Annotated in this window: 11 protein-coding genes; 10 read left to right on the forward strand and 1 reads right to left on the reverse strand. The window is 67.6% G+C overall.

Annotated elements, in window-relative coordinates; translation table 11 throughout:
* The first annotated feature begins 90 nt into the window (after positions 1–90).
* The 9 genes from J1C47_RS20305 to J1C47_RS20345 all read left to right on the forward strand — a co-directional run bounded on the left by J1C47_RS20305 (position 91) and on the right by J1C47_RS20345 (position 10,635).
* Positions 91–942, forward strand: a complete 852-nt coding sequence (locus J1C47_RS20305) for a carbohydrate ABC transporter permease (RefSeq protein WP_245396705.1) — start codon at positions 91–93, stop codon at positions 940–942.
* A 15-nt stretch (positions 943–957) separates the two neighbouring features.
* A complete protein-coding gene (locus tag J1C47_RS20310) occupies positions 958–1,860 on the forward strand; it encodes a carbohydrate ABC transporter permease (RefSeq protein ID WP_207352630.1) in 903 nt (300 codons plus the stop codon).
* 138 nt (positions 1,861–1,998) lie between these two features.
* A complete protein-coding gene (gene fabD / locus J1C47_RS20315) occupies positions 1,999–2,943 on the forward strand; it encodes an ACP S-malonyltransferase (protein WP_281065559.1) in 945 nt (314 codons plus the stop codon).
* A 65-nt stretch (positions 2,944–3,008) separates the two neighbouring features.
* Positions 3,009–3,746 carry a 3-oxoacyl-[acyl-carrier-protein] reductase gene (fabG, locus tag J1C47_RS20320; protein WP_207352632.1) on the forward strand — a complete coding sequence of 246 codons (738 nt, stop codon included), beginning with the start codon at positions 3,009–3,011 and terminating at the stop codon, positions 3,744–3,746.
* Positions 3,747–3,934: 188 nt separating this feature from the next.
* Positions 3,935–4,171 (forward strand): acyl carrier protein, encoded by a 237-nt coding sequence (locus tag J1C47_RS20325; protein WP_026358398.1) that lies wholly within the window; start codon positions 3,935–3,937, stop codon positions 4,169–4,171.
* A gap of 200 nt (positions 4,172–4,371) precedes the next feature.
* Positions 4,372–5,637, forward strand: a complete 1,266-nt coding sequence (fabF, locus tag J1C47_RS20330) for a beta-ketoacyl-ACP synthase II (protein WP_207352633.1) — start codon at positions 4,372–4,374, stop codon at positions 5,635–5,637.
* A 175-nt stretch (positions 5,638–5,812) separates the two neighbouring features.
* Positions 5,813–6,463: a glutathione S-transferase family protein gene (locus J1C47_RS20335; protein WP_207352634.1), complete on the forward strand. Its 651-nt coding sequence runs from the start codon at positions 5,813–5,815 to the stop codon at positions 6,461–6,463.
* Positions 6,464–6,665: 202 nt separating this feature from the next.
* Positions 6,666–9,290, forward strand: a complete 2,625-nt coding sequence (gene clpB / locus J1C47_RS20340) for an ATP-dependent chaperone ClpB (protein WP_207352635.1) — start codon at positions 6,666–6,668, stop codon at positions 9,288–9,290.
* Between the two features lie 316 nt (positions 9,291–9,606).
* Positions 9,607–10,635, forward strand: a complete 1,029-nt coding sequence (locus J1C47_RS20345; protein ID WP_207352636.1) for a GSU2403 family nucleotidyltransferase fold protein — start codon at positions 9,607–9,609, stop codon at positions 10,633–10,635.
* Positions 10,636–10,657: 22 nt separating this feature from the next.
* On the opposite strand, the gene J1C47_RS20350 is transcribed toward J1C47_RS20345, so the two are convergent.
* Positions 10,658–12,070, reverse strand: coding sequence for an MATE family efflux transporter (locus J1C47_RS20350; RefSeq protein ID WP_207352637.1), 1,413 nt, complete (start codon positions 12,068–12,070; stop codon positions 10,658–10,660).
* 212 nt (positions 12,071–12,282) lie between these two features.
* Here J1C47_RS20350 and betC point away from each other — a divergent pair, with 212 nt between their 5' ends.
* Entirely contained in the window at positions 12,283–13,797 is a 1,515-nt protein-coding gene (betC, locus tag J1C47_RS20355; protein WP_207352638.1) for a choline-sulfatase, read from the forward strand.
* The last annotated feature ends 415 nt before the right edge of the window (positions 13,798–14,212 follow it).

Raw genomic sequence — 14,212 nt, forward strand, 5'->3', positions numbered from 1 at the left:
GACACCACCGGATCACGCGGCACGGCGAGGCCGCGCCCCGGTCTCCTCCGCCGCTTCGTCGAAAGCCGCAACGGCCTCGGCTTCCTGTTCATGCTGCCGGCGGCGGTGTTTCTGCTCTGCTTCCTCACCTATCCGCTCGGCCTCGGCGTCTGGCTCGGCTTCACCGATGCCTCGATCGGCCGGTCGGGGCAGTGGATCGGCTTCGAGAACTACGCCTGGCTGTTCGACGATCCGGTGTTCTGGCTGTCGGTCTACAACACGCTGCTCTACACGATCGTCGCCTCGATCCTGAAATTCGCCCTCGGCCTGTGGCTCGCCCTGATCCTCAACGAGCACCTGCCGTTCAAGACCTTTTTCCGGGCGATCATCCTCCTGCCCTGGGTGGTGCCGACGGTGCTCTCGGCGCTGGCCTTCTGGTGGATCTACGATTCGCAGTTCTCGATCATCTCCTGGGTGCTGATGCAGTGGGGCTGGATCGACCGGCCGATCAACTTCCTCGGCGATCCGACCAATGCCCGCGCCGCGGTCATCGCCGCCAATGTCTGGCGCGGCATCCCCTTCGTCGCCATCTCGCTGCTCGCCGGCCTGCAGACCATCCCGCAGTCGCTGAACGAGGCCGCCGCCCTCGACGGCGCGACGTCGTGGCAGCGCTTCACCAAGGTGACGCTGCCGCTGCTCACCCCGATCATCGCCGTGGTGATGACCTTCTCGGTGCTGTTCACCTTCACCGACTTCCAGCTGATCTACGTCCTGACCCGCGGCGGCCCGGTGAACGCCACCCACCTGATGGCGACGCTCTCCTTCCAGCGGGCGATCCCGGGCGGCCAGCTCGGCGAGGGCGCGGCGATCGCCGTCGCGATGATCCCGTTCCTGCTCGCCGCGATCCTGTTCTCCTTCTTCGGTCTGCAGCGCCGCAAATGGCAGCAGGGCGGAGCCGACTGAGGAAAGACCCGTTCGATGAGCCAGCCGTCCGTTTCCGCAAACCGCCCGGCGATCCACGACGATTCCGAAGGCATGGACCAGTTCGACACGCCGCTGCGGCGGATCTTCGTCGTCTATCTGCCGCTCGCCTGCTTCATCTTCGTGCTGCTGTTTCCCTTCTACTGGATGGCGATCACCGCCATCAAACCGGATCACCAGCTCACCAACTACAAGGACTACAGCCCGTTCTGGGTGGTCAATCCGACCCTCGAACACATCAGGTACCTTCTGTTCGAGACCTCCTATCCGGGCTGGCTGTGGAACACGATGCTGGTCGCCGTCGCCTCGACCTTCATCTCGCTCTTCGCCTCGGTCTTCGCGGCCTATGCCATCGAACGCATCCGCTTCACCGGCGCGCGGACGACCGGCCTCATGATCTTCCTCGCCTATCTCGTGCCCCCGTCGATCCTGTTCATCCCGCTCGCCTTCATCGTCTTCCAGGTCGGCATCTTCGATTCGCGCCTGGCGCTGATCCTGACCTATCCGACCTTCCTCATCCCCTTCTGCACGTGGCTTTTGATGGGTTATTTCCGGACGATCCCGTTCGAACTCGAGGAATCGGCGCTGGTCGACGGCGCGACGCGCTGGCAGATCCTCACCAGGGTGGTGCTGCCCTTGGCCGTGCCCGGCCTGATCTCCGCCGGCATCTTCGCCTTCACGCTCTCGTGGAACGAGTTCATCTACGCGCTGACCTTCATCTCCTCTTCGGAGAACAAGACGGTGCCGGTCGGCGTCCTCACCGAACTTGTCAGGGGCGACATCTACGAATGGGGTGCCCTGATGTCCGGCGCGCTGCTCGGCTCGCTGCCGGTGGTGATCCTCTATTCCTTCTTCGTCGATTACTACGTTTCGTCGATGACCGGCGCCGTGAAGGAATAGCGCTCTCGCGATGCTTGCGCGCCGGCGCCGGGCGGCTCCGGCGCCGCAGGATTGTGCGCTGCAAGCTTGACACCCGGGTTCGTAGCGCCCATTGCCCACGCCACCCTTATCCCGAGTGGACGATTACGGAGCGAGATGATGACGTTGGCGCTGGTTTTCCCAGGGCAAGGCAGCCAGGCCGTGGGAATGGGCCGGACGCTGGCCGAGACCTATGCGGAGAGCCGCGCGGTCTTCGAGGAGGTCGACGAGGCGTTGGGCGAGAAGCTGTCGGCGCTGATCTTCGAAGGCCCCGAAGAGAGCCTGACGCTGACCGAGAACGCCCAGCCGGCGCTGATGGCGGTGTCGCTCGCGGCAATGCGCGCGCTCGAGGCCGAAGGCTTCGCCGTCACCGCGGCGGATTACGTCGCCGGCCATTCGCTCGGCGAATATTCGGCCCTCTGCGCCGCAGGCGCGATCGGCGTTTCCGAGGCGGCGCGGCTCCTGAAGCTGCGCGGCCGGGCGATGCAGGCGGCGGTGCCCGCCGGCGAGGGCGGCATGGCGGCGATCCTCGGCCTCGACGCCGCGAGCGTCGCCGAACTCTGCGTCAGGGCCGCCGAGGGCGAGGTGCTGTCGCCGGCCAACGACAATGGCGGCGGCCAGATCGTCATTTCCGGCGCCGCGGCGGCGGTGGCGCGCGCCGTCGCGCTGGCGCCCGAGGCCGGCGCCAAGCGGGCGATCCCGCTGCCCGTCTCCGCGCCCTTCCACTGCAGCCTGATGGCGCCCGCCGCCGAAAAGATGGCCGAAGCGCTGGCGACGGCGACGATCCGCGCGCCGAAGGTGCCGGTGGTCTCGAACGTCACCGCGACGCCGACCGCCGATCCGGCGGAGATCCGCGATCGGCTGGTCAGGCAGGTCACCGGCGAGGTGCGTTGGCGCGAGAGCATGGAGTATCTTGCCGGGACCGGCGTCACCGACCTCGTCGAAATCGGCAGCGGCAAGGTCCTCAGCGGCCTCGCCCGGCGGATCGACAAGCGTCTGTCGGCCCAGGCGCTCGGCACGGCGGAGGCGGTGAAGGCCTTCGTCGAAGCGCATCGGATGGCGTGAGTCCCCCATAAGATCGAGCGAAGCCGTCGAGCTCGCCTCCACGAACGCTTTCGAGGAAACACGACATGTTCGACCTGACCGGCCGCAGGGCCCTGATCACCGGTGCCACCGGCGGCATCGGCGAAGCCATCGCCCGGGCGCTGCACGAACGCGGCGCGACCGTCGGCCTGCACGGCACGCGCCGGGAGAAGCTCGAGGAACTCGCAGCCTCGCTCGGCGAGCGCTGCGTCGCGCTGCCGGCCGACCTTTCCGAGCGCGACGGCCAGACCCGGCTGGCGGAACAGGCGAGCGAGGCGCTCGACGGGATCGACATCCTCGTCAACAATGCCGGCATCACCAAGGACGGTCTGATGGTGCGCATGTCCGATGCCGACTGGGACAACGTGCTCGAGATCGATCTCACGGCGGCCTTCCGCCTGACCCGCGAGCTTGTCCATCCGATGATGCGGCGCCGCTTCGGCCGCATCATCAACATCACCTCGGTGGTCGGCGTGATCGGCAATCCCGGCCAGGCCAACTACTGCGCCGCCAAGGCCGGAATGGTCGGCTTCTCGAAATCGCTGGCGCAGGAGATCGCCTCGCGCGGGGTCACCGTGAACTGCATCGCCCCCGGCTTCATTTCCAGCGCCATGACGGATAAGCTGAACGAGAAACAGCGGGATTCGATCTTGGGGATGATTCCCATGAAGCGCATGGGGGAGGCATCGAACATCGCCACCGCCGCGGTCTATCTCGCATCCAGCGAGGCGGGCTACGTCACCGGGCAGACCATCCACGTCAACGGCGGAATGGCGATGATCTGAACGCACGGGGCGCCCGTCGCGCGATGCCGCCGCCCTTGGCGGGACCTCGCGGAGGTGCTAACGAGCCGCCGCATCGAGACCGATGGGGCCGAATTGATGGCGCGGCCGGCAAAACCGGGCGCGCCGCTTGATAAAGCGCCGTGTCGCCGCTAACGAACGGCCAACGTCATCACAGCAGAGGAATGACAATGAGTGATACCGCCGAGCGAGTGAAGAAGATCGTCGTCGAACACCTGGGCGTCGAGCAGGAAAAGGTCACCGAGAACGCCAGTTTCATCGACGATCTCGGGGCAGACAGCCTCGACACCGTCGAGCTCGTGATGGCGTTCGAGGAGGAATTCGGCGTCGAGATTCCCGACGATGCGGCCGAGACGATCCTCACCGTCGGCGACGCCGTGAAGTTCATCGAGAAGAACCAGGCCTGATGGGCGGGCGGCCCCCGTTTCGGGGGCCGACGGCTTGCCGCGCAGCGGGTGCGGACTGAACGCCGCATGGCGGCGGCCCTCGCCCGGTCGGGGCGAGGCTGGCGGATGTAGGCAGGGCTCGTCGGCATCGCGTTTGCCGGAGCCGGGGCGGCCGACCAGTTTCCCGCAGATCGACCCGTCCATCTGACAAAAGAGCCGATATGAGACGAGTAGTCATCACTGGCGTCGGGATGGTCACACCGCTTGGCGCCGGCGCACCGGTCACCTGGCGGCGCCTCCTGGCCGGAGAGAGCGGCGCGGCGCGGATCGAGAACTTCGAGGTTTCCGATCTGCCGTGCCAGATCGCCTGCCAGATCCCGCGCGGCGACGGGCACGACGGCACCTTCGATCCAGACCAGTGGATGGAGCCGAAGGAGCAGCGCAAGGTCGACGATTTCATCGTCTACGCCGTCGCGGCCGCCGCCGAAGCGCTCGACGACGCCGACTGGCATCCCGAGACCTACGAGGACCGGATCACCACCGGCGTCCTGATCGGCTCCGGCATCGGCGGCCTGCAGGGCATCGAGAAGACCTCGCTGATCCTGGCGGAGAAGGGGCCTCGCCGGGTTTCGCCCTTCTTCATCCCGGGCAGCCTGATCAATCTCGCCTCCGGCCACGTCTCGATCCGCAACGGCCTCAAGGGCCCGAACCATTCGGTGGTGACCGCCTGCTCGACCGGCGCGCATGCGATCGGCGACGCCAGCCGCCTGATCGGGCTCGGCGATGCCGACGTCATGGTGGCGGGCGGCGCCGAGTCGCCGGTCTGCCGGCTGTCGCTCGCCGGCTTCTCCGCCTGCAAAGCGCTGTCGACCCACTTCAACCACGACGCCAGGCGGGGCTCGCGGCCCTATGACCGCGACCGCGACGGTTTCGTCATGGGCGAGGGCGCCGGCGTCGTCGTTCTCGAGGAACTCGAGCACGCCAAGGCCCGCGGGGCGCGCATCTATGCCGAGATCATCGGCTACGGCCTGTCCGGCGACGCCTATCACATCACCTCCCCCTCGCCGGACGGCGATGGCGCCTTCCGCTGCATGTCGGCAGCGCTGAAGCGGGCCGGCATCAGCGCCGGCGAGCTCGACTACGTCAACGCCCACGGCACCTCGACGCCGATGGGCGACGAGATCGAGCTGAAAGCCTTCGAGCGGCTTGCCGGCGAGAATGCCGACAAGATCACCATGTCTTCCACCAAGTCGGCGATCGGCCATCTGCTCGGCGCCGCCGGTTCCGTCGAGGCGATCTTCTCGGCGCTGGCGATCCGCGACAACGTCGCACCGCCGACGCTGAACCTCGACAATCCCTCCGTCGAGACGCCGATCGACCTCGTGCCGCACAAGAAGAAGGAAAAGCGGATCGACACGGTGCTGTCGAACTCCTTCGGCTTCGGCGGCACCAACGCCTCGCTGGTGATGCGCCGCTACGCCCAGTAAGGCGGGACGCGACGATTTTTGCGAGGGGCGGATGGTCGAGCGGACCGTCCGCCCTTTCTTGTTCCTGGGATTGCGACGCGCGAGCCGCCGCCCTGTGGCGGGCGGCACATCCGCCGGCCGGCAGCGCAGGGGGCGACACGCAGCGTCGCGCGAGCAAAGGGCGAGGACGGCAGCGATGAAACTCTACTATGCCCCGGGCGCGTGTTCGCTTGCCTCGCACATCGCGCTGGAGGAGGCGGGGGCCGACTTCGAGGCCGTGCGGATCGATACCGCCGGCGGTCAGCAGCGTTCGCCGCAATATCTGAAGATCAATCCGAAGGGCCGGGTCCCGTCGCTCGCCGACGGCGACTTCGTCGTCACCGAGAATCCGGCGATCCTGCGCTACGTCGCGGTGACCCATCCGGATGCCAGGCTCTGGCCCGCCGATCCGCACGGCGAGGCGCGCTGCGCCGAGTGGCTGGCCTTTCTTTCGTCGGGTGTTCATCCGAGCTACGCCCACATCCGCCGGGCCGAGCGCTACGCGGCGACGGAAGAGGGGCGCCAGGACGTCGTGGAGACCGGCAAGCGGGCGACGCGCGAGATCTACCGGATGGTCGAGGACAAGCTTGCTGCCGCGGGCGACGACTGGGCGGCGGGCGAAAGTTATTCGGTGGCCGATCCCTATCTCCTGGTGTTCTGGAACTGGGGCAACGGATCCTTCCTCGGCTATGACATGGCCGGCGATTTTCCGGCATGGACCGCCCATGCCCGGCGGATGGTGGGGCGCCCGGCGGTGCGGGCGGCCTTCGAGCGCGAGGGCCTGAAGCTTCCCGAGCTCGCCGCCTGAGACGACGCGGGACGCCTGGTGCCCGTTGCGGCAGGGCTCTCCGCAGGGCGTATCATTTTTGCAACAATCGTCCTCTCCGCCTCTTCCGCCGCCGGCTTTTGCCTCCCATATCTGTTTCGGGCGGCTCGCCGCGTGCGGGAGCCGGACTCCAGGGTAGGTGCTGCGTGCCTGAACGAGGGCGCAGCGCAGCAAGGAGAGAGCCATGAACATGGAAAAATACACCGAGCGCGTCCGCGGTTTCATCCAGGCGGCACAGACGCTGGCGGTGTCGAACGATCATCAGCAGTTTTCCCCCGAACATCTCCTGAAGGTCCTCATCGACGACGAGGAAGGCCTTGCGGCGGGCCTGATCGAAAAGGCCGGCGGCAACGCGCAGGAAGCGCGGCTCGGCGTCGAGGCGGCGCTGAAGGCGATGCCCAAGGTTTCCGGCGGGTCGGGCCAGATGTATCTCGCCCAGCCGCTCGCCAAGGTCTTCGCCACCGCCGAGGAGATCGCCAAGAAGGCCGGCGACAGCTATGTCAGCGTCGAGCGGCTGCTGCTGGCGCTCGCCATCGAGAAGACCGCTAAGACCGCCGACATCCTGAAGAAGGCCGGCGTCACCCCGGCCGGGCTCAACGAGGCGATCAACGACCTGCGCAAGGGCCGCACCGCCGACACCGCCTCGGCGGAATCGGGCTACGACGCGCTGAAGAAATACGCCCGCGACCTGACGGCCGCCGCCCGCGAGGGCAAGCTCGACCCGGTGATCGGCCGCGACGACGAGATCCGCCGCACTATCCAGGTCCTCTCTCGGCGCACCAAGAACAACCCGGTGCTGATCGGCGAGCCCGGCGTCGGCAAGACCGCGATCGCCGAAGGTATGGCGCTGAGGATCGTCAATGGCGACGTCCCGGAGAGCCTGCGCGACAAGCAGCTGATGGCGCTCGATATGGGCGCGCTGATCGCCGGCGCGAAATATCGCGGCGAGTTCGAGGAGCGGCTGAAGTCCGTCCTCTCCGAGATTTCGGCGGCGGCCGGCGGCGTCATCCTGTTCATCGACGAGATGCACACCCTCGTCGGGGCCGGCAAGGCGGACGGGGCGATGGACGCCTCCAACCTCTTGAAGCCGGCGCTCGCCCGCGGCGAGCTCCACTGCATCGGCGCGACGACGCTCGACGAGTACCGCAAGCACGTGGAAAAGGACCCGGCGCTCGCACGCCGTTTCCAGCCGGTCTTCGTCTCCGAGCCGACGGTCGAGGACACGATCTCGATCCTGCGCGGCCTGAAGGAGAAATACGAGCAGCACCATCAGGTGCGGATCTCCGACAGCGCCCTCGTCGCCGCGGCGCAGCTCTCGAACCGCTACATCACCGACCGCTTCCTGCCCGACAAGGCGATCGACCTCGTGGACGAGGGCGCGGCGCGGCTGAGGATGCAGGTCGATTCCAAGCCCGAGGAGCTCGACGAGATCGACCGCCGCATCATGCAGCTGAAGATCGAGCGCGAGGCCCTGAAGAAGGAGACCGACGACGCGTCGAGGGACCGGCTCGAGCGTCTCGAGGGCGAGTTGGCGAATCTGGAAGAAGAGTCCGACCGCATCACCCAGGCCTGGCAGGCCGAGAAGTCGAAGCTGAACCAGGCGGCAGATCTGAAGCGCCAGCTCGACGAGGCGCGCAACGAACTCGCCATCGCCCAGCGCAAGGGCGAGTTCCAGCGGGCCGGCGAGCTCGCCTATGGCGAGATCCCGAAGCTCGAGGCCGCGCTGAAGGAGGCCGAGGCGCGCGACGGGGCGAAGGGCGCCGGCTCGATGGTCGAGGAGACCGTCACCGCCGACCACGTCGCCCAGGTCGTTTCGCGCTGGACCGGCATTCCGGTCGACCGGATGCTGGAGGGCGAGCGCGACAAGCTGCTCCGGATGGAGGATTCCCTGCAGAAGCGGGTCGTCGGCCAGGGCGAGGCGGTGCAGGCCGTGTCGCGGGCCGTGAGGCGGGCGCGGGCCGGCCTGCAGGATCCGAACCGGCCGATCGGCTCGTTCATGTTCCTCGGGCCGACGGGCGTCGGCAAGACCGAGCTGACCAAGGCCTTGGCGAGCTTCCTCTTCGACGACGAGGCGGCGATGGTGCGCATCGACATGTCGGAATACATGGAGAAGCACTCCGTCGCCCGGCTGATCGGCGCGCCTCCGGGCTATGTCGGTTACGAAGAGGGCGGCGCGCTGACCGAGGCGGTCCGCCGCCGGCCCTATCAGGTGATCCTGTTCGACGAGATCGAGAAGGCCCATCCGGACGTCTTCAACGTTCTCCTGCAGGTGCTCGACGACGGGCGGCTGACGGACGGGCAGGGGCGGACGGTCGACTTCCGCAACACGCTGATCATCATGACCTCGAACCTCGGTTCGGAGTTCCTCGTCGCCCTCGGCGAGGACGAGAACGCCGAGGCCGCGCGCGAACAGGTGATGGCGGTGGTCAGGGCGTCGTTCCGGCCGGAATTCCTGAACCGGGTCGACGACGTCATCCTGTTCCACCGGCTGCATCGCTCGGAGATGGGCGCGATCGTCGACATCCAGATGGCGCGGCTCGAAAAGCTCCTGACCGATCGCAAGATCGGCATCGAGCTCGACGAAACGGGGCGCGAATGGCTCGCCCAGAAGGGCTACGACCCGGCCTATGGCGCGCGGCCCTTGAAGCGCGTCATCCAGCGCGAGGTGCAGGACCCGCTCGCCGAGAAGATCCTGATGGGCGAGGTGAGGGACGAGCAGACCGTGAAGATCTCGGGCGGCTCAGACCGGCTGATCTTCCACGTCGTCGGCTCGAAGAACGGCGCCGAGGGAGACCGGGTGGCGGCGTGAGCCGCCGCTTCACGAGGTGAATGCAACAAGGCGCGGGTCCGGAAGGGCCCGCGCTGTTTTTTTGCAGGCGCACCGCGTCGAGCGAGGCGCCGCCGCTCGCCCGCTTCCCGCCGTCCTTCTCGGGACGGTGCCCTGGACCGTCGAAGCGTCGAGGCCGCCGCCATGTCGGACACGCAACGTCGCCCGCATTCTCGCCCCCCGGTGCTGCCTGCTGCGGGATCTCGCTTTCTTTGGCCACCGCCAGATCGCTTCTCTCCTCGCAACGAAACGTGTTACCCCAGCCGGGAGTGCTTTCGGTCGCATGTGGGGTAACGCCATGAACTTCAGACCGTTACGGCTGGATCAGTCTCGCCAGGTCGCCGATCTCGGCCAGGTTTACGCGACCATGATCGATGGTCGCGACCGGTTGGCGCATCATCGCGGAACAATGCGTTGGAAGACCATCAAGGGACGAGATTACCTCTATCGCCGAAGCGGGGTGAAGGACGTTTCCCTGGGGCCCCGCTCCGCGGATACGGAGAAGACCAAGGCGGCCTTCGACGAGGCAAAGGCCGATGCTCGGGCGATCCACGATGCCGCGCGACGCCGGATCGAGGAAATGGCCCCCGTCAATCGGGCGATGGGCCTCGGCCGTCTTCCGGTCATTGCGGCTCGCATTCTGCGCAAACTCGACGACGCGGGGCTTTTGGGGTCGTCGGTCTGCATCGTCGGCACCAACGCGCTCCACTGCTACGAAGCGATGGCGGGAGGGCATTTCGCGACCGAGCTCGCTTCGACCGAGGACATCGATCTTCTGTTCGACTCGCGAGCGCATATGCAGATCGCTTCCGATACCTTCCCCGCCGCCGGCCTGGTCGGCATGCTGCAGTCGGTCGACCGCTCGTTCCGCAAGCTCGCGAACGGGTTTCGCATGGCCAACAGGGACAACTATCTGGTGGACCTGATAGCGCCGGTGCCGAAGGATGCCGCGCGCTCACCGCCCCAGCGCGTCGGCGATGTCGAGGGAGATCTCGTCGCGGTGGAGATTCGCGGCCTGGAATGGCTGGTGAACGGACCCAAAGTCTCCGCGGTGGTCGTGGACATGCGAGGCCTGCCGGCGCCGATGGTCTGCGTCGACCCCCGCTACTTTGCCCTTCACAAGCTCTGGGTTTCGGAAACTGACGATCGCGAAGCCGCCAGGCGGCGGCGTGATCGTGCACAGGCAGTGGCCGTCGGAAATCTCGTCACGACCCACTTGCCGTCACTGCGTTTCGACGACCGATCGCTCGAAGCCTTGCCGAAAGCGCTTCGCGACCGGGCCGGCGAACTGGCAGGCGAAGCATCGGCGGAAGGCGCGGACTGGTGAACGCCCCGGCGGCCTGACGCCCTCAGGGCGTGCCCATGAGCCCGTATTTCGCGCGCCTCACATAGCGCCAGTTCATCATCACCGCCGCCGTCGCGAGGCCCGAGGCGAGGCCCCACCAGATGCCCGGGCCGCCGAGGCCGACCGGAAAGGCGAGGACGTAGGCGACCGGCATGCCGACCGCCCAGTAGCTGACCAGCGCGATGAGCATCGGCACGCGGGTGTCCTTCATGCCGCGCAGAACGCCCGCCCCCACCGCCTGCAGCGCGTCGGCGATCTGGAACACCGCCGCGACGAGGAGCAGCGGCACCGCCGTCGCGAGGACGTCCGCGGCGTTCGGCTTCGTCGGATCGAGATAGAGCCCGATCAGCCGTTCCGGGAACGACCAGAACAGTGCGGCGGCGCAGAGCGCGACGCCGCCGCCGATGAGGACGGCGATGGTGCCGGCGCGCCCCAGGGCGAGGCTGTCGCGCCGGCCGTGGGCGAGGCCGACGCGCACCGTCGCGGCGCTGGCGAGACCGAGCGGCACCATGAAGGAGACCGAGGCGATCTGCAGCGCGATGCCGTGGGCGGCGAGCGGGATCGTCCCCAGCCAGCCCATCATGATCGACGAGGTGGCGAAGAGCGAGACTTCCGCGATGATCGTCGCCGAGATCGGCAGGCCGAGGCGGAGGACCTCGACGAAGGCCGGCCAGTCCGGCCGCCAGAACCGCGCATAGAGCTCGTAGCGGGCGAGCCCTTTGGCGACCAGCGTGTAGCCGACGAGGAGCGAGGCCATCAGGAGGTTGGCGAGGAGCGTTGCCAGCGCCGCGCCGACGACGCCGAGCGGCGGCGCGCCGAGATGGCCGAAGATGAACACCCAGTTGAAGAGCGCGTTGGCGACCGCCCCGGCGACGATGACCGACAGCATCAGATAGGCGCGGCCGACGACGGTCAGATAGGCCCTGAGGCTGAGGATCGCCAGCGCCGGGAAGATCGACCACTCGCCGACCGCCATGTAGGCGCCGGCGAGCCGCGCGGTCTGCGGCGCCTGGTCGAGGAAGAGAAGGATCTCGCCGAGAAAGGCGAGGGGGATCGTCGTCACGGCGCCGTAGGCCATCAGGATCCACAGGCTCATGCGAATCGAGCGCCGGACGCCGCGGCCGTCCCCCTGGCCCTCGGCGGCGGCGGCGAGCGGGATCGCGGCATGGGCGAAGCCCGATCCGAACATGAAGACGAGGAAGAAGATCTGGGTGGCGAGGACGGTCGCGGCGAGTTCGCCCGCGCCGAGCCAGCCGACCATCACCGTGTCGGTGACGTTCATGGTGATCTGGGCGAGCTGCACCCCGACCAGCGGCAGCGCCAGCGACACCGTCGCGCCGACATGGCCGAGCCAGGACTGCGGCACCGGCGCCGCCTTTCGCGCCGCCTCCGCAAAGATTCGGTCTTCCTTCAGCATCGGCCCTCGATCCTTTCGCAGCGGCTGTAGCGCCGCCGGAGGCGAAAGACCACTCGTTGCATGGGCGGCGCGTCGGCAGAGGCGGCCCGCGCGGCGCGCGGGCGCCCCCTCCGCCATTCTCCCGCCATTCTGCCCATTGTCGCGGGCCTTGCCGACGCGTTATGCCGCAGGGGCGCACCCGATCTCCTTTTCCCAGCCTAGGACCGCCGCCCATGGCCCGCCCGAACTCCCTCGTCATCATGGTCGACCAGGCCAACGGAACGCTGTTTCCCGACGGGCCGGCGGACTTTCTCCACATGCCGCATCTGAAGGGGCTGGCGGACCGCTCTGTGCGGTTCGCGAACAGCTATACGGCAAGCCCGCTCTGCGCGCCGGCGCGGGCATCCTTCATGTCGGGCCAGCTGCCGTCGCGCACGGGGGTCTACGACAACGCCGCCGAATTCGCCTCGGCGATCCCGACCTATGCCCATCACCTGAGGCGCGCCGGCTACCACACCTGCCTTTCGGGCAAGATGCACTTCGTCGGGCCGGATCAGCTGCACGGCTTCGAGGAACGGCTGACGACCGACGTCTATCCGGCCGATTTCGGCTGGACGCCGGACTACCGCAAGCCCGGCGAGCGGATCGACTGGTGGTATCACAATCTCGGCTCGGTGACGGGGGCGGGGGTCGCCGAGATCACCAACCAGATGGAATATGACGACGAGGTCGCCTTCTTCGCCGAGCAGAAGCTCTACGATCTCTCGCGCGGCCATGACGGCCGGCCCTGGTGCCTGACCGTCTCCTTCACCCATCCGCACGACCCCTATGTGGCGCGGAAAAAATTCTGGGACCTTTACGGGGGCTGCGCCCATCTGGAGCCATCGGTCGGCCCGATCGCCTTCGACGAGCAGGACGCCCATTCCAGGCGTCTCTACGCCGCCAACGACGCGGCGAAGTCCGCAATCACCGCCGAAGACGTCCGGCGGTCGCGGCGCGGCTACTTCGCCAACCTCTCCTATCTCGACGAGAAGATCGGCTCGATCCTCGACGTGCTTTCCAGGACGCGCATGGCCGAGGACACCATCGTCGCCTTCGTCTCCGACCATGGCGACATGCTCGGCGAGCGGGGCATGTGGTTCAAGATGTGCTTTTTCGAGGGCTCGGCCCGGGTGCCGATGATGATCGCCGCGCCCGGGCTGCAGCCGCGCCGCGTCGAGGCTCCGGTCTCGACCATCGACATGACGCCGACGCTCTGCGATCTCGCCGGCATCGACATGAGCGAGATCATGCCCTGGACCGACGGCCATTCGCTGCTGCCGGTGATCGAGGGCCGGGCGCGGCCGGAGCCGGTCCACATGGAATATGCCGCCGAGGGCTCCTATGCGCCGATGGTCTCGATCCGCGAGGGACGGTTCAAGTTCAATCACTGCGAACTCGACCCGCCGCAGCTCTTCGACCTTGCCGCCGATCCGCACGAACGCGCCAATCTGGCCGGGGATCCCGCCCAAGCCGCCACGCTGGCGGGGTTCGAGGCGAAGATGCGGGAAAAATGGGACATGGCCCGCTTCGACGCGGCGGTGCGCGAGAGCCAGGCGCGGCGCTGGGTGGTCTATGAGGCGCTCAGGAACGGCGCCTACTATCCCTGGGACCACCAGCCGCTGAAGGTCGCCTCCGAGCGCTACATGCGCAACCACATGGACCTCAACGTCGTCGAGGAGAACGCCCGCTTTCCGCGGGGCGAGTGACGAGGGCGCGTGACGGGGGCGCGTGACGGGGGCGGGGGTGGTGAGGGCGAGGGACGGAGGGCCGGGTGGCCGATGCGGCCCCGGCGGACCGGAGCGGGTGCGGGCAGCCGGGGCGGCGGCGGCTCCCGGATTTTGGTTTGCGCCCGGACTCGGACCGTTCTGCGTCTCAACAGCCGAGCGGCAAATCTCGACCCGTGTCTGATGCGCAATAATCTCCAGGGCTCCGAATCCATGTTTCATACCAGATTCGGGTGATCAGGTCGGCCTGACTGGCTTGGGCCACCATGCAAAGCTTGTATGCGCCGCGACGGTTTGGCGTTGTTGGTCGAGTTCGCGGCAGCGTTTTTCGAGAACGAGCTCGAGGTCCCCGAGCGTTTCGAAGTATCGATTGGCGAGCGGTTCGTCGACGAGCGGC

Source organism: Jiella sonneratiae (assembly GCF_017353515.1).
GTDB classification, from domain to species: Bacteria; Pseudomonadota; Alphaproteobacteria; order Rhizobiales; family Rhizobiaceae; genus Jiella; species Jiella sonneratiae.

Coding starts and splice junctions, on each gene's coding strand:
- J1C47_RS20310 (WP_207352630.1), top strand. CDS start 958: ATGAGCCAGCCGTCCGTTTCCGCAAACCGCCCGGCGATCCACGACGAT.
- J1C47_RS20350 (WP_207352637.1), bottom strand. CDS start 12,070: ATGCTGAAGGAAGACCGAATCTTTGCGGAGGCGGCGCGAAAGGCGGCG.
- J1C47_RS20325 (WP_026358398.1), top strand. CDS start 3,935: ATGAGTGATACCGCCGAGCGAGTGAAGAAGATCGTCGTCGAACACCTG.
- J1C47_RS20305 (WP_245396705.1), top strand. CDS start 91: ATGCTGCCGGCGGCGGTGTTTCTGCTCTGCTTCCTCACCTATCCGCTC.
- betC (WP_207352638.1), top strand. CDS start 12,283: ATGGCCCGCCCGAACTCCCTCGTCATCATGGTCGACCAGGCCAACGGA.
- clpB (WP_207352635.1), top strand. CDS start 6,666: ATGAACATGGAAAAATACACCGAGCGCGTCCGCGGTTTCATCCAGGCG.
- fabG (WP_207352632.1), top strand. CDS start 3,009: ATGTTCGACCTGACCGGCCGCAGGGCCCTGATCACCGGTGCCACCGGC.
- fabD (WP_281065559.1), top strand. CDS start 1,999: ATGACGTTGGCGCTGGTTTTCCCAGGGCAAGGCAGCCAGGCCGTGGGA.
- J1C47_RS20345 (WP_207352636.1), top strand. CDS start 9,607: ATGAACTTCAGACCGTTACGGCTGGATCAGTCTCGCCAGGTCGCCGAT.
- J1C47_RS20335 (WP_207352634.1), top strand. CDS start 5,813: ATGAAACTCTACTATGCCCCGGGCGCGTGTTCGCTTGCCTCGCACATC.
- fabF (WP_207352633.1), top strand. CDS start 4,372: ATGAGACGAGTAGTCATCACTGGCGTCGGGATGGTCACACCGCTTGGC.